The organism is Rhodococcus sp. DN22, assembly GCF_036669995.1.
GTDB classification, from domain to species: Bacteria; Actinomycetota; Actinomycetes; order Mycobacteriales; family Mycobacteriaceae; genus Rhodococcus_F; species Rhodococcus_F erythropolis.
The window spans coordinates 6,362,673-6,382,704 of record NZ_CP133326.1; the positions used below are offsets into that span (position 1 = coordinate 6,362,673).

General features: G+C 59.1%; 17 protein-coding genes. 7 read left to right on the forward strand and 10 right to left on the reverse strand.

Translation table 11 applies throughout. The features are described from left to right. Positions 1–383: 383 nt before the first annotated feature. The 3 genes from RA302_RS29370 to RA302_RS29380 form a co-directional block, all read right to left on the reverse strand. Positions 384–899: a DUF3293 domain-containing protein gene (locus tag RA302_RS29370; protein WP_155277944.1), complete on the reverse strand. Its 516-nt coding sequence runs from the start codon at positions 897–899 to the stop codon at positions 384–386. Between the two features lie 184 nt (positions 900–1,083). Next, complete coding sequence (locus RA302_RS29375) at positions 1,084–1,794, reverse strand: SprT family zinc-dependent metalloprotease (protein WP_225320208.1); 711 nt, start codon at positions 1,792–1,794, stop codon at positions 1,084–1,086. A 14-nt stretch (positions 1,795–1,808) separates the two neighbouring features. Further along, positions 1,809–5,093: an HsdR family type I site-specific deoxyribonuclease gene (locus RA302_RS29380; RefSeq protein ID WP_030537393.1), complete on the reverse strand. Its 3,285-nt coding sequence runs from the start codon at positions 5,091–5,093 to the stop codon at positions 1,809–1,811. A 277-nt stretch (positions 5,094–5,370) separates the two neighbouring features. On the opposite strand from RA302_RS29380, the gene RA302_RS29385 reads away from it, so the two are divergent. Further along, the gene (locus RA302_RS29385) at positions 5,371–5,787 is read left to right on the forward strand and encodes a transposase (protein ID WP_030537394.1); all 417 of its coding nucleotides are present in this window, start codon (positions 5,371–5,373) and stop codon (positions 5,785–5,787) included. A 179-nt stretch (positions 5,788–5,966) separates the two neighbouring features. Beyond that, a complete protein-coding gene (locus RA302_RS29390; RefSeq protein ID WP_080712793.1) occupies positions 5,967–6,785 on the forward strand; it encodes a DDE-type integrase/transposase/recombinase in 819 nt (272 codons plus the stop codon). A 3-nt stretch (positions 6,786–6,788) separates the two neighbouring features. On the opposite strand, the gene RA302_RS29395 is transcribed toward RA302_RS29390, so the two are convergent. Further along, positions 6,789–7,871: a restriction endonuclease subunit S gene (locus RA302_RS29395; RefSeq protein ID WP_080712794.1), complete on the reverse strand. Its 1,083-nt coding sequence runs from the start codon at positions 7,869–7,871 to the stop codon at positions 6,789–6,791. After that, positions 7,864–10,266 (reverse strand): class I SAM-dependent DNA methyltransferase, encoded by a 2,403-nt coding sequence (locus RA302_RS29400; RefSeq protein ID WP_030537397.1) that lies wholly within the window; start codon positions 10,264–10,266, stop codon positions 7,864–7,866. The genes RA302_RS29395 and RA302_RS29400 overlap by 8 nt, the downstream gene beginning before the upstream one ends. Positions 10,267–10,871: 605 nt before the next feature. Here RA302_RS29400 and RA302_RS29405 point away from each other — a divergent pair. From RA302_RS29405 to RA302_RS29415, 3 genes are read left to right on the forward strand one after another with little or no spacing between them, the layout of a single operon-like run. After that, the gene (locus RA302_RS29405) at positions 10,872–11,141 is read left to right on the forward strand and encodes a recombinase family protein (protein WP_051720940.1); all 270 of its coding nucleotides are present in this window, start codon (positions 10,872–10,874) and stop codon (positions 11,139–11,141) included. After that, positions 11,059–11,346, forward strand: a complete 288-nt coding sequence (locus tag RA302_RS29410) for a recombinase family protein (protein ID WP_243617297.1) — start codon at positions 11,059–11,061, stop codon at positions 11,344–11,346. Before RA302_RS29405 ends, RA302_RS29410 begins: the two co-directional genes overlap by 83 nt. After that, the gene (locus tag RA302_RS29415) at positions 11,343–12,005 is read left to right on the forward strand and encodes a hypothetical protein (protein ID WP_030537398.1); all 663 of its coding nucleotides are present in this window, start codon (positions 11,343–11,345) and stop codon (positions 12,003–12,005) included. The genes RA302_RS29410 and RA302_RS29415 overlap by 4 nt, the downstream gene beginning before the upstream one ends. Positions 12,006–12,241: 236 nt before the next feature. On the opposite strand, the gene RA302_RS29420 is transcribed toward RA302_RS29415, so the two are convergent. The 3 genes from RA302_RS29420 to RA302_RS29430 all read right to left on the reverse strand — a co-directional run bounded on the left by RA302_RS29420 (position 12,242) and on the right by RA302_RS29430 (position 14,608). Then, entirely contained in the window at positions 12,242–12,751 is a 510-nt protein-coding gene (locus tag RA302_RS29420) for a hypothetical protein (RefSeq protein ID WP_051720942.1), read from the reverse strand. Positions 12,752–13,058: 307 nt separating this feature from the next. Further along, positions 13,059–13,406: a DUF3024 domain-containing protein gene (locus tag RA302_RS29425; protein WP_125053472.1), complete on the reverse strand. Its 348-nt coding sequence runs from the start codon at positions 13,404–13,406 to the stop codon at positions 13,059–13,061. A 38-nt stretch (positions 13,407–13,444) separates the two neighbouring features. Beyond that, positions 13,445–14,608: an IS30 family transposase gene (locus RA302_RS29430; protein ID WP_166502863.1), complete on the reverse strand. Its 1,164-nt coding sequence runs from the start codon at positions 14,606–14,608 to the stop codon at positions 13,445–13,447. A gap of 214 nt (positions 14,609–14,822) precedes the next feature. Between RA302_RS29430 and RA302_RS29435 the strand changes: the two genes are divergently transcribed. Next, positions 14,823–17,054, forward strand: a complete 2,232-nt coding sequence (locus RA302_RS29435) for a hypothetical protein (RefSeq protein WP_030537624.1) — start codon at positions 14,823–14,825, stop codon at positions 17,052–17,054. A 186-nt stretch (positions 17,055–17,240) separates the two neighbouring features. Then, positions 17,241–18,317, forward strand: a complete 1,077-nt coding sequence (locus RA302_RS29440; protein ID WP_225320209.1) for a DNA-binding protein — start codon at positions 17,241–17,243, stop codon at positions 18,315–18,317. A gap of 126 nt (positions 18,318–18,443) precedes the next feature. On the opposite strand, the gene RA302_RS29445 is transcribed toward RA302_RS29440, so the two are convergent. After that, positions 18,444–19,148 carry a hypothetical protein gene (locus tag RA302_RS29445; RefSeq protein WP_030537626.1) on the reverse strand — a complete coding sequence of 235 codons (705 nt, stop codon included), beginning with the start codon at positions 19,146–19,148 and terminating at the stop codon, positions 18,444–18,446. A gap of 215 nt (positions 19,149–19,363) precedes the next feature. Further along, the gene (locus RA302_RS29450) at positions 19,364–19,615 is read right to left on the reverse strand and encodes a helix-turn-helix transcriptional regulator (RefSeq protein WP_080712806.1); all 252 of its coding nucleotides are present in this window, start codon (positions 19,613–19,615) and stop codon (positions 19,364–19,366) included. Positions 19,616–20,032: the final 417 nt, after the last annotated feature.

Below are 20,032 nucleotides of genomic sequence, written 5' to 3' on the forward strand. Positions count from 1 at the left end.
TGCGAGTTCATGTTCGCAGTCGTGATGAGGGAAGGATCGAACTCTTGCGGCATCAGTTCGTCGCGAAAGACCTCATTGCGATCTCAGCGACAGCGAACCTGTCCGGATGGACGGTCATCGCGTCCAACCCTGTTCTGGAGTGCTGAACTCCGTTCTCTGCGAGGTAGTTCGCCGAGTCCTGAGCTGAGAATGTCAATGTGATTCGGACCCGTCACGGTGGTCTCGACTCAAGCTGTCATAAACATGAGCAGTCAAACCAATGCTGTGGAATACCTGACATAAGGGGAACGTTGGACGGGACTGGTTTACGGGGCGTCCAGCACCGCAGACGGCTCACCGAGAAGGCGGATTCGCAGCACCTGTCACGTGCAGGTGCCGGTGGACTACTGGAAGCACGAGGGCTCCCATCGCCAGCCTCGATCAGATTGCCTGTCGCCTGCGCACGCCAGAAGTGACCAGTGAGGCCCGGCCCAGGCGAAGACGGCGACTTGTCCGAACCGCACACCGAGATCGCGTGCCTGATCATCGGTCAGCCCGAAGACCGCCCGACTATCCTCGCTGTGATCACCGGCCTCGCTGTGATCACCGGCGAAGCTGGACCCGACCGCGGGCATCGAACGGATACCGGCGGTGTGAAGGTAGCGGTCGAGCACCCGCATCCGTGCGTGAGAAACGCTGCCCGGTTCCGGGTCCGGTTGGATCGCCGTTACCACGTGCAGCGGCCCGAACGGCGGATGAAGCTCTCCGGCGCTCTCGTCGAACGGGCGGACTACGCCACCTCCCTCGGCGGTCTCGATCTGCACCATCGTGTTCAAGTAGAACTCCCACGGTGTGCCTCGGTGGGCGCGTTGGGCCAGATCGTGGCGCGATGTCCACACGAAGTCGTCGTATTCCTGCACCACCTCAACTAACCAGCACACGAGGATCGGTCGATAACCGCCCCTTATGTCAGGCAGTCCGCCGGCTCACAGCCAACGCGGAAGGTATTCGCGGCCTGATTTTATGGCTAACCCTCCGTAGCCGACGAGCGTCGAGGCAAGTAGACGGACATCGCAACCGAAGGACTCGCCTCGGTTTGTGTCGTTACGAGAGCTGCGCCTGATCTCCATGCCACAAGGCCGCTCCTGTGTTGGCCAGCTCCGCCTTACGTTGATCGCAGTCGGTCATCGCTCGGGTTAGGAGTTGCCAGAATGTTGGGCCGTGGTGCGCTTCGCGGAGATGCGCCAGCTCGTGCGCGAGCACGTACTCAACGAGTGCAGGGCGTAGCTGCATGGTCGCCCAATGAATGCGTACTCGCCCATCGGGTAGAGCCGAGCCCCATTTGTTACCGAGGTCAGCCACTTCAATCATTTGAGGATCAACGCGTAGACGCTTGGCCCAGTCCTTGGCTCGGGGTTTGAGCCAGGTGAGCCCTGCCGTTCGATACCAGGCGATGACATGCTTGTATCCAGGATCAGCGAGAGCTCTAGGGAGGTTCAGCTTGCCGCGCTGCAACCGCACCCGACGGTCGTCGATGTCGACAATTCGAAGCTGGTAGCTGCGGCCAAGGTAGAGAAAACCTTCACCGTCAACGAGTTCCTTGGTGACCGGCTCGTAATGCAGAGATTCCTTCTCGGCCAGTTTGCGGTAGATCCAATCCCGCTTGGATGCGAGGAAGTGCTCAAGCTCGGCCTGTTCGACGTCCGGTGCAGCTTTCAGTTGCAGGCTGCCGTCGCGGTCGATGGTCAGTTTTGCCTTTCGGCTGGTGCCGCCGGTTTCGACGGGGATGGTCATCCCATCGAGTCGCAGTGTCATCGCGGTCACGTTCATCACCGCGCCCTGGCAGAAATGAGGGACTGGTTCGCCTTGGCAAGTTCCATCAATTTGTCGGCCAGCGAAGCCTGCTCATCGAAGGGGAACAGGTCGCGATCATCGAGGGTGTGGATCAGCTGCCTACGCAGGAAGTCTTGTTTGTGCGGGTTGTGCCAGAACCGCACGATCCTGGCTTGCTTCTCGACTTCGATCACAATCTCCTGCGCCAGGTGAACGATGTCAATGCGAACTTCCTCGGACAGCGTTGAGCTGGTAGCGAATTCGGCCTCCAACAGTCCGTAGAAACGGGCAACCAGAGGATCCTCGTGCACTGCGCTTCCGCCGTCATCACTCTGCGCATCACCGAGTAGTTCGGTCAGTGCCAACGCCAGCTGTTCCCACTTGTCCGTCAGTGTCTTCAGGATGTCGTCGAGCCGTTCGGACAGCTTGGTGTAGCGAGCCGGGTCTTCGTCGAAGTTCTTCCGAATGTGGTAGCGAAGCGCGTGTTCCATCTCGGAAGCCTTGGCCTTATCGGAGGTCAGGCCTTGGACCTTGGCGAGAAAATCGGGGTCGGTGATCGACACCGGTGGAATCTTAATGGCGATGTCGAGGGCGGTCACATGCTCATCAATAAGTTTGCGGACCTTCTCGCCATATAGGGAACTATCGAAGTCGCCGAGCCCGTCGTCGCGGTAGCGGCGCTTGGCGGCCAGCGAAATAATGCCAAGGCGTTTGGCGTCCCGCACGAACGGAAGGGCCTCGGGGCGCGGCATGACAGTGTCCATCGTCAAGAGGAATTGCTTCAGGAGTACTCCGAAGCGGGCGCGGAGGGCTTCATCGGCCAGCACTTGCACACAGGCCTCGACATCCTGGGCAGTGTCGAAGGTATCGATGCCGGCTTGGGCAAAGACGGAAACCACTCGTGCGTGCCGATCTCGTAACTTGGGCAACTCTGCCTTGATCGAAGCCAACGCGCCGATCGCATCTTCGGCATCTTCCGGCGCGTAGGCCTTTAGCGCCTTTTGCAGATGTGCGCCGACGCCGTAGTAGTCGACCAGTAGCCCGGCACTCTTGCCGGTGGCGGTTCGGTTGACGCGAGCAATCGCCTGCAACAGTTCGGCGTCTTGGATGGAGCGGTCCAGGTACAGCACTTGTTCAACCGGAGCGTCGAATCCGGTCAGCAGCATGGTGCGTACGATCAAGAAGGCCACCGGACTGGTCTTTTCGCCCTGTTGACCAAGCTTCTTCTTGAAGTCCTCGATCACGGTATCTTGGCCGGACTTGTCGGTCCACTGCGCCCAGGTCGGGTCGTCGTTGTGGCTGCCCGAAATCACGGGGATGAATTCCAACGCCTTGAGCAACTCGGTCTGAGGAACCGCACGCACTAGCATCTGCATCTTGCGGTCCAGGCCGTCGATGTCGACCGCATCACCGTTGGAGTCGGCACGCAGATGGGCGGGCAGCGCTTCGATCTGAGCCACCAACTCATCGCGGGCGGTCGCCAGGGCTTCTTGGTAACGGATCGTCGCCAGACGGCTTGAGGCGGTCACTTGCGCTTTGAAACCGTTCGGCATCACGGTCGAAACATAGTGCCACAACATTGATTTCGCTTTGGCCGCAATCGGGTTGGGAGCTTCGAGAACCGAGCCAGCCGTGGCATAACGGGTTTTCAGCTTCTCGATCTCAGCGTCGGTGTGGTCGGCGAACATATCTTCGAACAGCTCATCCAGATCGCTACCACCAGCGACTGCGCCCTTAGCCGTCCGACCTTCGTAGAAGATCGGCACGACAGCGCCGTCTTCCTCAGCCTGCCGGATCGTGTACTTGTCGATGAACTCGCCAAAGATTGACTCAGTACGCTTTTTGCCTTCGCGCATAATCGGCGTGCCGGTGAACCCGATCTTGGCGGCGTTCGGTAGCGCGGCCATTAGGTTTGCGTGGAGCGTCGAAGTCTGCGAACGGTGCGCCTCGTCGACCATGATGAGAATCGACTCATCGGTATTGAGCACACCGAACGAAACGACTCCCTCATCACCGTCGAGGCCGTGGTCTTTCGCACTCTGCGTGTCGGTGTCACGGTATTTATGAATCATCGCGAACACCAACGCGGGGCCATGCTCGGCCAACATCGTGCGGAGCTTCGCCGACTTCCGGGCGCGTTGGACGGTCTCGCCCGACAGTTTGGCAGTCGCCGCCAGTTGCTTTTCCAAGTCGGTCCGGTCAGTGATGATCACGACCTTGAACGCGCGCAGCACAGGGTCGGAGCGCATGGCGCGCACTAGGAACACCATCGTCAGGGACTTGCCCGATCCCTGGGTGTGCCATACCAACCCGCCGCGACGGTCATGCTCACCATCGATTTTGCGGGTCTTGCCGGTTCGCAGACGGTTGACAGCTTTGAGGACGGCGCGGTACTGCTGATAGCGCGCGACAATCTTGACGCGCCTGCCACCAGCTTCTTGGAAAAGTGTGTAGTGACGTATTAGATCGAGAAGGTTTGAGGGAGTGAGCATCCCAGCAACGAGGAGTTCCTGCCCGGTCAATTCGGCGGCAGGTTTGCCCAAGTGGTCGGCCAACTGATCTCGGCTTAGCGGCGCGGCATCCTTCCATTCCAGGAAGTGCTCAGGACCGGAGGTGAAGGTACCGAGGCGGGCCTTGTCGCCGTAGGTCGAGACCACGAATTGGTTCGTCCAGAACAGCTGTTCGCTGCCCTCGGGCGCACCGAGATCGCGCTGATTGGCGTAACGTCGCAACTGATCGATCCCTGCGGCCATCGGATCGGTGACGTAAGGGCTTTTGCACTCGATCACAACCAGCGGAATGCCATTGACGAACAGCACCACATCAGGCACGACAAACTTCTTCGTCTGCCCGCCCGGCTCGTCCATACGGAACTGGTTAACCGCCAGGAAGTCGTTGCGTTCCGGGTGGTCGAAGTCAATGAACTTGATTCGTTGGCTGCGGCCTTGATCCCACCCCGGGAGCCCTGCGACGGAAACGCCTTCGAGGAGGCGCTCCGTCAGGCGTTCGTTGATCTCGACCAGCTTGCCGGTCTCGGTCCTGGTCAGCGCTGAAACCGCTTCTGACAGGCGCGAGTCGTCGAGCCAAGGATGACCGTCGGGCCCGGGATTGATTTGGTGCAGCATCTTGCGTAAACGACTTTCGACGAGGAAGCCCCGAAACGTTTCACGACCAGTCGTGGCCGGATCCGACTTGGAGCCCTCGATGTGCGACCAGCCCAGGCCGACCAACTGATCCAGCAGTGGCTTCTCAGACTCGGTGTATTCGGGCCCGAGGCTCACGATGCAGTCTCCAGCGGCACACGAATGCGCCCAGTTAGCAGGTCGGACATGAGCCCTTTTTTGAGACTCCTAAGGCCCCCGAGCTCATTCGATGCAGCATCTATGGTCGCGTCTGTCTGAAGCAGAAACTTGGCAATTTGATCCTGCTCACTCATTGATGGGAGTGATATCTGAAGCTTGCGGAAGTAAGGAAGCCCGATCCCTCTCTGTCAGGATTTAGTGAGACACTCGGAGGCAACCGAGATCACTCACTGAGGGCATGAAACGAGCACCACCGATGAGCAGCCCGAACCCCGAAACACCGTCAGATTCGCCGGCGGATCCTGCCCCGAAACCGACCCGCAGAACCTTCACCACTGAATACCGCAACCGCATCCTCGACGAATACAACAACGCCCCACACGGAGAGAAATCTGCAGTCCTGCGCCGCGAAGGTTTGTACCAATCTCAACTCCGAGAATGGGCCCAAGCCAGAACCGCAGCGGCCGGGAAGTCTCGACCGAAAGCGGTCGCCCATCCCGACACCGACGCCGCGACACGTAAGGAAATGGCCCGACTGACACGCGAGAACGCTCGTCTGGCAAAGCAATTGACGCAGACGGAGGCCGCGCTCGAGATCATGGGAAAACTTCACGTGCTCTTGGAATCCATCTCCGAGAGCACGGACACACCGCCCTTACCGAAGACGCACTGAACAGCACATTCGCCGACCTGCGAGCCGCCGAAATCCCCACCAGGCGATCCTGCATCCTGATCGGGCGATCCCGCGCCACCCACTACCGTCACCAGCAACCACCCGTTCAAGGTCCCCGGAAACCAAGACCCATCCCGGACAACGGCCAAGCGCTCACCGCATCCGAGCGAGCGAAAGTTTTGACCGTCATCAACAGCGACAAGAACGCTGACCTGGCCATATGTCAGATCTGGGCGCGGGAACTCGACGAGGGAAACTACTGGTGTTCACTGTCGAGCATGTATCGGATCGCCGCCGCGGCCGGACAAAACCGTGAACGCCGACGAACAGCGACACATCCACCGAAGGCGATCCCCGAACTCCTCGCCGACGGACCTTCACAGGTCTGGACCTGGGACATCACCAAACTTCGCGGGCCCACCAAGGGCGTGTGGTTTCACCTGTACGTACTGATCGACATCTACTCTCGCTACAACCCGTCGTGGATCGTGGCTGCACACGAAAGTGCTGAATTGGCAGCTGAATTCATTGCGGAAGCAATCGAGCGCAACGGCATCACCCCGCACACCGTCCACGCGGACCGCGGCACTTCGATGACCTCAGGATTGGTGTCGGAACTGCTCACCAACCTCGGCATCACCCGGTCGCATTCACGACCGCGAGTATCGAACGACAACCCGTACTCCGAGTCGCAATTCAAGACTCTGAAATACCTGCATGATTTCCCGACTTCGTTTGCATCACTGGATGATGCACGAGTGTTCTTGGAAGGATTCTTCAACGAGTACAACCATATTCACCGTCATTCGGGAATTGCCTGGCATACGCCGGCGTCGGTGCACTTCGGGACCGCTGACGCGGTCGACGAGGCCCGGCAGATCACTCTGAACGAGGCTTACGTCGCGAACCCTGCCCGGTTTTCGCGCCGGCCAAGTCCGCCCGAGATGCCGACCGTATTCTTCATCAACGAACCGGTCTCGGAATCGCAGATCAACTGAACGTCACTGTCTCACTTGACTTGACACATAGCGGATCGTCTTGATTGTGCTACCCATCGCTATTGCTTCGAACTCTCGCTTCATATACTGAAGCCAGTAATACAGGTAGAAGTTGGAGAGTTTAGGGCCCACTCTCCATGCCATAAAATGCTGACTGACAGCCATATCCTCGGCGAGAATTGAACTCTTTCCAACTCCTGCATCCCGACTCAAAATTACGGTACCAGCTGGGTGTATAACCGCCGACGAGTTGGCAATTCCTTCACCGCTAATCTCTTTATCTGTGTTAGTTATATAAAGTTGGTCAAGCTTTGAAGAGTCCGCTAATGACACCCATTTTATTCCTCCATTCCAGAATGACGGAACATTCTTGTTCGGAGTATGCCCGCTCCCCCTGGTTGCGAAGTTGTCGAGAAGCCCGCGTGTCCATGCCTTCGGTCGCACCCCAGATCTATCAGCGGAATACAAGAGCGGCGCCTGGTCAGTTCGAGGTCGAATAACCCCGTCATCCGACACACCTCGTGTCATGAAGTCATCTAGAGCACCCTGTTTAATGATCTTTAGCTTGGCAATGACCTTCTCGGTGGTTCGGATCTGATCGTCCAGGGTGTCCAGGATCTCCGCGATACGACACTGCTCGGGAATCGGTAGCGAAGGTATGCGATATCGCGAGAAGAAATCAGTAGGAACGCGCCGTTGTCCGGCAGATCCCGTCATCTGCGCTTCCGCAGCTAGGCGTAAATCCTTCGCTTGCAGCCACTGCGCGAGAAAACGAGGTTCACCACTTCGCGCTCGCAATACATGAAACTCTGTGCTGCCAAAGCCGATTCCATTAGTGAGGCCGCTGGCATGAGCGCCTTTGCCGTTCTCCATACACGGAGTTATCTTCGCAAATAGCAGATCACCCTCACGGAATCGCGTGTATCCACGACTCGCCGATACGTCTCTATCGGATGTACGGGTCAGTGCAAAGCTTTCCGATACATCTTCCATTCCGACGAAGGATGCGACGACCAGATGCGAGATCGATGTAGTTGGGTTCACATCAGCAATATCCGATATTGCGACCGTTGGCAGACTACTCATACCCGAGCTCCTTCAGGAATCCCGCAAGCTTCTCAGCTGCCGCGTCACGCTCGCGTTCGAGACTGGCGAGTGTCACCTGGTATTTGTCCCACCAGACTTCGAAGGCTTCGACAACAGCTCGACGATGCCGGGTGACGCGCTGGTCAGCGACAGTGAGGAGGCCGGTGCGGAATAGGTCTAGCACGAGCGTCTGCGCGGTGGCGTCGTTAAGTGATTCACTCGCAGCGGTCAGCTTCACGGCGAAAGCAGCTTTGTCTACTTTGAGTTGTTTCCTCGCCGCGGTGAGCCGTGCCTTCAACTTCTTTAGTTCGCTGGGTGTCAGTTGTTCTCCGACGTCGTCAGCATCTTCGACCTCGGGCTGTGCGGTCGCCGCCTTAATAGCCGCGTCGAGTTCGGCTGTTTCCGCGTCGCGGGCTGCCAGTCCGTCGAGGTACTCGGGCAGTAATGTCCGAGCGACTTTGTGGCCGAGCGGATCAACCTTGGACTTCTCCTCGCCCAAGGCATCGAGCACAGAGCTGACCCACGCATCGATCAAGCCCTTGAAACTGATGGTGGCGAGAGTCTTGATGTCGGGTTGATTCTCGCCCCACCAGCTGGCGATGATGCCGCTGACCACGAAGCGGTCGAGCATGCCGATCGGCGCCAGCGCCATCTGGAACGTGGCGACCAGTTGCTTGCGTAGGTTGATCAGATCAGCTGTGGTCGCTAGCTGTGTGAATCGATTTTGCTCTGCCCTCCACCAGCTTTCGATTACCTGCGTAATGGCGACTTCAGCCTCAACGACACCGGCGTTGGTTTCGATCAGTTCCTTAAGCTGCCGTTTGGTGGTGACGCTCTCGGCGAATTGCAGGTAGTCGACGTCACGCTCGACCAGAAGGTCTTCAACATTCAGTCCGTGAGTGGTGAACAGCTTCGACTTCGTCACCGCCTCAGACTTCGGGATGCCTCCGTGCAGATGCGCACGCACATCCTGAGGTTCCGGTGGCGGTGTTGTGTCGACGTAACGGCGGATGTTCAGGTTATCGTCGTTGCCGGCGAGTTCCTGGCGGCTGACGACCTTGGCGAATGCCGGGATGTCGCCGAATTCGCGGTAGGCAGACACAATCTTTTCTATGTGTTCGGGCTCAATGAAGTTCTGGGCGCGACCTTCGCGGTACTCGCGGTCTGCGTTGATAAACAACACCTTGCCCTCGCGCTCAGCGGACTTTGCGCCCTTGTGCCTCAAGATCAGGATGCAAGCAGGAATTCCGGTGCCATAGAACAGTTGTGGGCCGAGTCCAATGACGGCTTCTATGATGTCGTCGTCGAGCAGACCGGAGCGGATACGGCCCTCATCACCGCCGCGGAAGAGGACGCCATGCGGCATGACAGTCGCGACCATGCCGTCCGTGCGGGTGACGGCCAGCATGTGCTGGACGAACATGAGGTCGGCCTTCTTGCTGGTCTCCGGCGTGTAGCCGTAGCGAAAGCGTTCGGGGAACGGGATGGCATCTTTGCTGTAGTTCAGCGAGAACGGCGGGTTCGTGATGACGCGATCGAAGCGCATCAACTCGCCGCCTTGGACATGAGCCGGGTCTTCGAGCGTGCCGTCGTCGTTATTTCGAAGGTCAGCGTCCGGGATGCCGTGGAGCAGCATATTCATCTTGGAGATTGCCCAGACGCTGCCGTCTTTCTCTTGGCCGGCGAGGGCGAGGTTGCGGCTGTTGCCGCCGTTTTCTTCGACGTAGTCCTTGGACAAGATGAGCATGCCGCCCGACCCTGTGCAGGGGTCGTAGACACTCATACCCTCGCGCGGGTCGGCGATCTGCACCATGAGCCTTACGACGGAACGGGGCGTGTAGAACTCGCCCCCCTTCTTACCTGCGGAGTCGGCGAAGTCGCCGATCAGATATTCGTATGCCGCCCCAAGAAGATCGGGGAACTCGAAGCGGTCTTGACGCAGCGGCTCTTTGTTGAAGTGCATGATCAGCTCACGCAGTTTCTTGTCCGACATCGACGACTGGCCAACTTTGCGGTTGAAGTCGATGTGCTGCAGCACGCCGTCGAGGGCTGAGTTGCGTTCTTCGAGTGCCTGCAAGGCCTTGTTCAGCTCGTCGCCGACTTGCTTGTGCGCATGGTCGCGTAGGTATGGCCAGCGGGCACGTTCTGGAACGTAGAAGGTGTCGTAAAAGGCGGAGTTCTCTGCCCGCTTCTCAGCTTCGGACTGGTCTCGTCCTTTGGCGAGCTGGTCGGCAATGACCTTTTCACGCTCGGCCTCGAACTGGTCCGATGCGTACTTCAGGAACAACATCCCGAATATGTACTCCTTGTAGGCGGACGCCTCCATGGAGCCGCGAAGTACGTCTGCGGCGGAGAAAAGATGACGTTCGAGCTGGGGAAGAGTGAGCCGAGACATGGGTTGACTTTAGCTCTCGGCCTTTGTCTGTCCGGTTGGGTACGGGGTTCCTCGCTGGTTGAGTAGGTCCTGGAACGTCTTCGACTGATCTGGCCGTAGTTTCAGGTTCCCTGAAGGCCTGGTGTAGCCGATATGGTTCGTAACACAGAACCCGGATCATCCCAGTGCAAAAGGCTCACTGGCTTCACTCTCGACGATCATCACCGCAGCAGCGGAACTACGTAACTCAAAATTGGGGACAGTGCACGGAGTCAGTCGCCTGCTCAACTTGATCTGGCTGTGGACAGACTTGCTGTATCCGTCTCTGCTGCCACTTTCTTCGTCGAGGCCGCCGGAAGTGGAGCAGCGGCGAGCCCAACCACGGAATGCCAAGGCGGACAGCACTAGGACAAGGCAGCCTGGCCGCCGCGCCCGAAGTCGACGGGAACTGGTTCGACCGCTCGGCTGAACCACGCCACAGGTCCGTCTCATTTCCTTGGAATTGAGACACTCGCTCCTCAGCGCGTGAGATCGGGCGTTTCCCCAGCTCGGAGCCTCCCAAAAGTACGTACCAAAACCAGCGTCTCATCGTTGTTCAATTCGCCGGCTTATGAGACGTTTCGGGTATGAGTGCAGCATCCCGCACCGGACACCTCGTCGGATACGCCCGCGTCAGCACTGGACACCAGGCCCTCGACGGACAACACGACGCACTCAACGCTGTCGGTGTGGACCGCATCTTCGACGACGTCATGTCCGGCACCCGATCGGATCGCCCAGGTCTCGCAGCTGCTCTCGATTACGTCCGCGAAGGTGACACTCTCGTCGTGCCTGCTCTCGATCGGCTGGGGGCGTTCTCTCGTCGACACGATCAACACCCTCGACGCATTGCGTAAGCGCGGCATCTACGTCCGAGCGCTTCGGGAGGGCATCGACACCTCGACTCCCGCTGGCCGAATGGTCGCCGGAGTGTTCGCGTCGCTGGCCGAGCTCGAGAGGGAGCTGATCCACGAACGTGCAGCTGTTGCTCGTGAGGCAGCAAGGGCACGAGGTAAGCAGTCGCGGGTACGGCGAAGCACTCGACGGGATTCCACGACATGACTGATACTCGCGTTTACCTTCCCGACGGGATCGACCTGGATGCAGTACAGTCCGTCGTCAATCGGATGGCTGACGACCGCACGATTGTTTACACCATCGACCGCCACGCATCCGAGTACGACGGGTATTCCGTTGCTATTGACCTTTACTGGAAGGACTGCCCGACGGAAGGCGTTGAGCTGCTCATGGCTAGTGCGACGATCTTGCGCGACCTGCTGACGTCGGAGCTGGGCATCGAGGCCCGGACCGAACATGAAGTGATCGGACGCCAGGGCGTAGAGCGTTCAGCCAGAGCAGCGACCGTGCCCGACACCTCGGCGAAGCGGCGGCCGGGGAGCAACAAGTTCTTGACCGACTATCCCTTGAAGGACGTGACAGTCGGCCGGCGTTTCGGTGGCAGACCTGAAGGCTCCGGTCGTTGGCAGCGCATCCCGAATCTGGGTGTCCTATGGACCGACGACAAAGAGTCCCTGCAACTCGGCTGGCTTGACGACTCAGACCGCCCCGCAGCGAATGCTCTGGCATGGCGACTCATACACATGGCCCTCGACGACATGACCGCGACCGATGCCTTCGACCTCGCTGCTCGCGAGAACCCCCAATACCCGATCGTGCATGGTGATCTCGCGGACCGCGGCGAAGACAACTTCTGGAACTGACCGAATTCGCTGACAGTTGAAAGGTCGACACATCCAGTTGTACCTGGGAAAACCTCTCGTCTCTCCCGCATCCAACCGATACCGTTCGTCGCATGGCTGACACCGCCGTGTGTTTGGCGCGATGCCACAGACGGATCGATGGACGAATCGGATGTGACGAAGCCCCCAACCGGTCAGGTTGAGGGCTTCGATTGTCTATTCGGATCGTCGCGGATCGAGCGGGGTGCTTTCGTCGTTCAGGGTCGGCCGTTGTTCCAAGCCGCCGTGTACTCGTCGTTCGCGCTCGGCGGCAGCTTTCCGCTCACCCGCATCAGCGAGGCTCCGCTGACGTGGTTCCACTCGCTGCCCAATATCGGCGATGCAGTCAGGATCGCCTGAATGTAGTCGGACCGTTTCTGCGCCGCTTCCGGCGTCGCGAAGACCTCAATGACCACACCAGAGTCGTTACTCAGGTCGGTCGACTGCGCCCGGGAATCTTGCAGTAGCGCCGCGCTCGTGTACCCGTTGGGTCGGCCGATCAGATTGTTTGGGTCGTTCGACTCGGTGTAGGTAATGACAGATACGACTTCAGGAACTTTGGCCTTGATCGCGTTTGCCAAATCTGTCGCGTTTACCGTGACAGTCTGAGCTGGTTCGTTGACGACCGTCGTCGTAGTCGATATCGCCGCGACGGCTGGTTCGTTGGCGCTGCAAGAGGGCACGAGCAGCGCGATTGGGATGACGAGCGCAAACAAGATTCGTTTCATCTTCGGATCCAACCAGACAGAAAAGCAGTGGTTGAGAGGCAGGGCCTACGCCGCAGTCGGGGGACGTGAGCGGCGCGGCTGTGATGTGCTACTTCGCGAGGTCCGTTCTCGCGCCCTGGCCGGGGCGGTCGAGATGAAAATTCACTGTGCAAACAGTGCTTCAACCAGTGCCGGCCGCATTCTACTGTCCCAGCGATTGCGCTTTGCCCCGTTGGGGATGATCGATTACGAAGGCACTCGAATCAGCGATGGCTGTCGATTATCGATCTTGGTCTCAATAGGTCAACGCATCACCGACGATAACGGATCAGCCCCAGAAGATCGGATCGCCACCGTTTTCGATGTGATCGAGCAAATCCTGAACGTGAGGGCTCGGCGCCAAGAACTGGTAACGGTGAAATTTGAGGTTCCGGTCCCGCCAATACAGAGTCCACAGCCCGGTTTTCTTCGTGTAAGACAGGCGGGCGATCGGGAATCGCGTCCACTCCGGTCCGAAGTCCTCACGCCACGGCGGCCGGCATTCGCAGATCGTGACATGGCGCGGCGCGATGTCGCATTCGACCCGAATCTCATGACGCAGACGATCGGGAACTCTACTGGCGCAGTACTTCACGATCCGGGCGACATCGAGTTCGGGGAGTCCGGTGGCAGCCATGACCATCATCATGCCAACCGCCGTTATGGCCAGCTTTGCTATCCAACTGCGGAGGAACCGAGCACCTGGTCTTCTCGTTGGCGTGGACTGTCCCAGTCGAGCACCCGACGAGGCCGATCGTTGAGTCTCGCCGCGATCGAATTCAGGTCCTCCTGGCTGAAAGTGCGCAGGTCAGCGTTCTTGCGCAGGTACTGGCGCAGGAGCCCGTTCGTATTTTCGTTCGTCCCTCGTTGCCACGGATGATGCGGGGCGCAAAAGTAGACGGGCAGGTCGAGTGCTGCGGTGATGCGCTCGTGCGCGGCCATTTCCTGTCCCCGATCCCACGTCAACGACCGACGCAGATGCGCAGGCAACCGGCCCAGATAGGCGATCAAGGCGTCCGCAACCGTCTCGGCCCGGTACCCGTCCGGCAGTGCGACCACATGCACGGCGCGTGATTGCCGATCCACCAGCGTCGCGACCGCCGACGGGCGGGTGCCGAACACGAGATCACCTTCCAGATGTCCGGGCTCGCTACGAGCATCCGCTGCTGGGCTGCGGTGATCGATGGGGACCCTGTTCCGTATCTGCCCGCGCCCGTGGGAGCGTTTCTTCCCACGAGGCCGGCGGATCCGCCGATCGGTACGCAGTTCGTGAAATTTTGTGTCGTCGAATACTTGCCGCGACGGTATATACAGGCAACGGTAAATCGTCTCGTGCGAAACCCACATCTGCGGATCGGACGGATACTCGCGCCGGAGCCAGGCGGAGATCTGCTGCGGTGACCACTGCTCACTCAGCTTCCCTGTGACAACCTCCCGCAGAAAATGCCTGGTAGAGAGAGTCGAGATTTGAGGGCGGCGCGCGCGGACATACGCTGCGGCATCCGCCGGGGTCGCCCGATAGTGTTCGCGGCCGCCGTTGCGGGCGATCTCCCGAGCGATCGTGGATGGGGATCTTCCGAGTTTGTCGGCGATCGTCCGAGCACTGTCACCGGCGGCGATCCCACGGGAAATCTCTTCACGCTCCCCGGCCGTGAGATGAGATGCTCGCCGACGACGTGGGAGCGGCCGGATACCGCCGGATTTACGCAGGAACCGGCCGATCTGAGGGACACTCTCCCCGAGGACCCGCCCGGTCGCACTCAGCGAATCACCGCGACGCCACATCTCCCAGATCGTGTTCTCCTGTTCCACAGTGAACCCGAGCGCCCTGTTGCCCATCCATGCCTCCACGATCACGCATCATGTCACCAGCAGTGATGCGTTGACGTGTTGAGAGCAAGATCGGTTTCCGACAACCTGTCGGTGATTAAATTTTGGGCAGGTCAGAGCTGTCCGGATGTGTCGAGAACTCGTGTCGGAAAGCTATGTCGAATTGCTATGCGCTTCAGGGTTTTCGACGGGGCTGTCGGAGGGTGGGTGTACAGATATCTGGATGGCCACTGATGACGACTCACGATCACAGGACTTTGCTTCGGCGTGGGCACATCACGACAACGCCGCTGCCTTCCGGAAACGGATCCAGGCCTCCTGGAACCAGCTGGGTGGGACGGGATTCGATACATGGATTGGAGCCGATTCCGATGGTTTCGGGAGTATCGCTGTCACGCTGGATTGGCCACCGGAAGCCCAAGAACTGCAAGAAGCTGCGAGGGACTTCATTTACTCGCTGCATTCTTGTTTGGATGTCGCCGTTTCGATCGCGGAGAAGACTGTGTCGGGGGCACTGACCACTCCTGACGAATCGGCACGATTCCCGTTGTGTAGCAATCTCGATGACTTCCTGGCGCACTACGAACGCGGAACGATGGATGGACTTCGCCGGGATCACATTCAGCTGCTCAAGGCTTTCCAGCCCTTCGCAGATACTCCGGAGGCGACCAGGGCGGTGAACTTGGTCCGGCGAACCATGCGACTTCTCGCTGAGGTCACTCGGCGGGACATGCACTCCGACGTGGTCACGGTATGGGCGCACTCGGCATCTCCCGTGGTGCTGGTCGACCCGCCACAGGTCGTCGCTGAACTGATCGTCGAACCCGCAGGACGTGTTGTCGACACGTACACCGTCGCACAGTTCCGGCTCGAGCCGGCCGAACCCACACGCCGTTTACGTGGCAGCCCGCAGGTGGCTCTGGACATTGCCTTCAATGCAGAGCCCTGGCCGATTGATCCGGACGACACCTTCGATCTGCGATGCCATCAACTCCTGGCGGTAACGGCGGAGGTTGTTCGATCGTTTGAGCGCTCCTTCGGACTGAGATCAACCGAATATCGGGGCGAGCGCGTGTTGCCGAGTACAGAGGATGACGCTTCGACTTGGGCGTTGCTCGATGCTAGCGAAGTACCTGAACTCTCGACGGCATTACGCGAATCTGACCTTGGTCTCGCCGTGTATCGCGACGGCGACGAGATGATCATGCTGGTCAACACCGAACAGGGCGTGTTCGGGAGAACCGTGCCCCAACCCATTGCGCTCGATCCGGATCTACGACGCGGTATTGCAGCGGAGAACGCGACGTTGGGAGCAGCCGCGCACTGGGGTCTACCCGACTTCGTCTTGACCCCACTGACCGTTGAGAAAGGGTTGGGAACGCGTGAACTAGGCGATGGCACTGTCGTTTTCGGAACCCGGGCCTTGGCGATCCAAGTGAAAGCCCGCGACAACGCTGGTTCTAACCCCGAACGCGAACGTGCGTGGATCGCCAAGAACGCAGGCAAGGGTGCACGCCAAGCCGCGGGCTCGGTACGGTCGCTCACAGTGGCCCCTGTAGCGATGAACAATGTCCGCGGACGTTCGATTATCGTCGATGGAAGTTCTCTGGACTGGGTAGGCGTGGTGATTGTCGACCACGACAACCCTCCTGACGACATCGCGCCTGTCGTGAGCACCCCAGCTCTACCGATAGTCGTACTCTTGCGCCGCGAATGGGAGTTCCTGTTCGACCACCTACGATCGGTTACGGCTGTGGGTGCGTACCTGCACCGCATCAAGGATGATGCAGTTGCTCCTGGTGACCACCCTGGGCACTACTACCAGCTGGCCACCGAGGACGCGCGTGTCACAGTTGACTCAGGGTCGCCCCCAGTTCATCTTGGTCGTGGAGAACAGCGTTTTTCGTATCCGATGCTGCCTATGGAACCGGCTACCAGCATTGATGAGCAGGGCGCAGCGATGTTCCGGCAGATGCTGGAGGACCTGGCTGCATCGCCGTGGGATCGTCCTGAGGAAGATCGATTGACGCTCCTACATCTGCTCGATCGGCAATTGGTGATCGAGCGAGCGGGAGTCGGCAGACGCATGATCGACCTGCTGCGCCGTGCATCGACTGTTGCACGAGGAACGACGCGATTCGATCTGCGGCGGTATGTGTTCGGAGAGGGAGATCTTCAACTCGGCTTCGGAGTGTGTAACCAACTGAGCGAAAATCATCGGGAAGCGTTCCGCCGGTGGGTGATGCTGCGTCACCACGAATGGACTCAAGCGATACCCCACGACGGTCGAGAGGGAATTTGGACGGTAGCGATACTTCTTACGCCTCGACATGACGGGCTACGTCCGTGGGACATCACTGTTTTTGCCATCAATGGGGTGCTCGAGATCGCTGACGAAGATCTCGAGGCGTTGCACCTGTTGTGGAATCGACCAGGTGCAGAGTTTGATGAGTGAGACGTACTGTGGGTCAGCCTGCAGATACGTTCGTGTGCTAGGTAATTTCACGCCTGAACGATCCTGAACGAGACACAATTAGCATCAACATATCTCGGCCGAAAGTTCGTTATCAGCTTCTCGTTTGTGCCGCGATCTGTACACCCAGAAGCATCCCAGACCCCGATACAGGGCAGACTTCGGATCATGGGTACCGACATGCACATGTTCACAGTCGACGGTGCGGCCTCCGCTCCGATGTCGCAGGGACGGCTGGAAACTCTCGGATTCCTCGAAACGAAGCACCTCGAGCAGTGGGTAGTCGACAATCCGCAGGTCCTGGGGGACGACGTGAAAATCGTTTCCACCCAGTACGACAAGTGGTCGTCAGAGTTCGGTGATCTAGCGAAGGAACGCCTCGACGTTCTCGGCTTAGACCGTTCCGGTCAGCTCGTTGTCGTCGAACTCAAGCGTGGCAAGGATTCTCGGATCCACCTGCAGGCAATTACCTACGCAGCGCTGGTGGCGGGGTTCGACAAGAAAACACTCGCCACCGCACATGCCGAGTACCTCAACAGGATCGCTGCCGGAACCAAGACAACCTCCGAAGGCGAGGCTCTCTCGGAACTGGAAGAACACGTGGGCGGTGAGTGGGATGACGACGTGCTCACGGTCCCAAAAATCGTGTTGCTCGCCGAGGACTTTTCCGCGCAGACATACACAACGGTGACGTGGCTGACCGAGCTGACTCCGAATCTGAGCATCGAAATGCACACCGTCAACGTGTTCGTGTTGCCTGGTCCGAGCCAGCAACCGTGTGTAGTGTTCCGTCGGCTCTACCCAACGGATGATCCGGCCACCCGGGTTCTCACCCCTGGAATTGCAGCGAGCGCAGACGCAGTGGTTACGAAGATTGCCAATAAGAAGCGCGCTGACCGCTCGACCTACCTGCTTTACGACAATGACGTCATTCCGGAGGAGGCCGTACTGGAGTTGAATCTGCGTGCGAACCTCGCTGCCGATGTCGTGGAAAAAGTCGAGATGTGGATAGCGGCGAAACCTGGACGTGGGGAAGCTTCTTGGGTGCGTAACCGTGCCGAGCCGCTTCAATGGCGCGGCGGAGATGACCCGCTCCGAACCTGGGCTCCGACAAGCTTGGCGAAGCACATTATCGAACAGGCCATAGGTGAGCGCCGAGATTACCTCCCCGGCGGTGACGTTTGGTACTACCAGGGCACGAAACTCATCGTTCTTGCTCGTGAAATCGACAACCCGGTGAACTGAACAAGCCTATCGAAAACCTTTAATCCTGAGTAGCAATGATTCATCCGAAGGTTTCCGGAAGTTCGGTTTTCGCTGAGTCTGACGTACTGAGAAGATTCCGAGAATCTCCGGTCGGAACTGAGGAACTCAGCTCTGTTGGTTCACGGGTCGGCCGGATTCGAATCGCCAGATCGCATGATCGAGGTGGGTGACGTTGTGGCCGGATTTTTCGGCGACTGTTTTCACGAGCATCGCGGCTTCGGCTGCACTCACATCTTCTGGGGTTGTGCCGATCGCGTTCGCGACGTAGCGGATGACCATGCGATCGGCTTTCACCCCGGGAATGCCGGCGAGCATCAAGAAGTAGTTCCAGGTGATCCCGGAACGCTGGCCAGGCACTGTGGCCCAGGCCTTCTTCGCGCTCTCGAGTTCGTCCGCGTCGGCTGCGCGGAGGTCGTCGGTGCTGTCGATGCCCAGTTGACGCAGCCGCCCGGCAGCTTCGTGAATGGCCGCAGCCTTGAGTGGAGCGCCTTTGGCGGTCGAGGTCGGTTTGCGATTGTTCGTCATCGCCGCCCACTCCTGCGGGCCGCCGAGTTCGTCGAAGGTACCCAACAGAGTGCCGGCATTGTCTGTATCGGCATCGCCGCCCTGCGCAATTCGGTAGTCGATGTAATGCCGCAGAATGTTCTTGACGGAGTTGTAGTGAGCGCCGGTGGATGAGATCGAGTCGATAATGCACAGAGCAAGACTCTGCGGATAACCGTCGGGGCGGAACCACAGGTCAGGATCACCGAGGTCGGCGTCGCAGCGCTTCGCGAGGAGTTCAAGCCGATCATCTGATGTTGTGGGCATATTGTGTCCTCTGATCTGTGGTCCGAATTGGATGGATTCCCCGCGCACTATGCCCGAGCACTCCGACATCGCTCAGCGAAATAGAAAATCGGGCGATGCAGCGGACCGTTTTGCCGCATGATGCAATATCCGAGAAATCAATCATCCGGAAAACAGACCCCGCGATTGTCACGTTGAGCGGCGGAGGCCATTGAAGAGCACGGCCGGACCAAGCCTCAGGCGCAGTCGGTCGTGATTCCTGCTATCAGATCGCCTGGGTCGACACCAAGACCCTCCGCTACGCGAACGATGTTCTCAAGCCGAATGCTGCGTTGGCCTCGTTCCACCCTGGCTAGATATGTCCAGTGGAAACCACAGTGCTCTGCCGCAGTCTCCAGGCTCCATCCGTGACGATGGCGGGCTTCGCGTACACGAGCACCGAAAACGCGGGCAGCACCCGAAACGGGTGTTGCCCGTGTCTCGACCATTGATCGAGTCCAGATGAACAGAGCCGAGCAGGCCAGAGCCAAATGGTCTCAACGGTGTACCGTGTGACCAGTGGAACTCGCTCCAGCCGACCTCCGTGCGGCCTCACATACGCCAATCCGAGCGCTCGCGGCGTGGCCACCAACTGAGCCCGCTTTCGTCGATATCGACTACGTCACCAGCTTGCTCACAGCTCCGAACCGCAGGCCCGTCTCTGCGATGCGTCTCCTGTTACAGGAACTTGCGAGTGGCGACTTGGTACGAGTCGTCCTCAGCGTCGAACCGTTCGGGGTGTTTGCGGTGACTGGACGCATCATGTATTCCGACATCGTGGATGCGTTCTACCTGGGATCGCAGTTGGTCAGTTCAAGGCGTGAACCGCTCAAATCGGTCCTCTCCATCTCACGGGCCGAGCGAGC

Bases quoted from the DNA above. Each gene is read 5' to 3' on its own strand.
- RA302_RS29420 (WP_051720942.1), bottom strand. From the start codon at position 12,751: ATGAAACGAATCTTGTTTGCGCTCGTCATCCCAATCGCGCTGCTCGTG.
- RA302_RS29445 (WP_030537626.1), bottom strand. From the start codon at position 19,148: ATGCCCACAACATCAGATGATCGGCTTGAACTCCTCGCGAAGCGCTGC.
- RA302_RS29430 (WP_166502863.1), bottom strand. From the start codon at position 14,608: ATGGGCAACAGGGCGCTCGGGTTCACTGTGGAACAGGAGAACACGATC.
- RA302_RS29385 (WP_030537394.1), top strand. From the start codon at position 5,371: ATGAGCAGCCCGAACCCCGAAACACCGTCAGATTCGCCGGCGGATCCT.
- RA302_RS29400 (WP_030537397.1), bottom strand. From the start codon at position 10,266: ATGTCTCGGCTCACTCTTCCCCAGCTCGAACGTCATCTTTTCTCCGCC.
- RA302_RS29415 (WP_030537398.1), top strand. From the start codon at position 11,343: ATGACTGATACTCGCGTTTACCTTCCCGACGGGATCGACCTGGATGCA.
- RA302_RS29405 (WP_051720940.1), top strand. From the start codon at position 10,872: ATGAGTGCAGCATCCCGCACCGGACACCTCGTCGGATACGCCCGCGTC.
- RA302_RS29435 (WP_030537624.1), top strand. From the start codon at position 14,823: ATGGCCACTGATGACGACTCACGATCACAGGACTTTGCTTCGGCGTGG.
- RA302_RS29395 (WP_080712794.1), bottom strand. From the start codon at position 7,871: ATGAGTAGTCTGCCAACGGTCGCAATATCGGATATTGCTGATGTGAAC.
- RA302_RS29440 (WP_225320209.1), top strand. From the start codon at position 17,241: ATGGGTACCGACATGCACATGTTCACAGTCGACGGTGCGGCCTCCGCT.
- RA302_RS29425 (WP_125053472.1), bottom strand. From the start codon at position 13,406: ATGGCTGCCACCGGACTCCCCGAACTCGATGTCGCCCGGATCGTGAAG.
- RA302_RS29450 (WP_080712806.1), bottom strand. From the start codon at position 19,615: ATGGTCGAGACACGGGCAACACCCGTTTCGGGTGCTGCCCGCGTTTTC.
- RA302_RS29375 (WP_225320208.1), bottom strand. From the start codon at position 1,794: ATGACACTGCGACTCGATGGGATGACCATCCCCGTCGAAACCGGCGGC.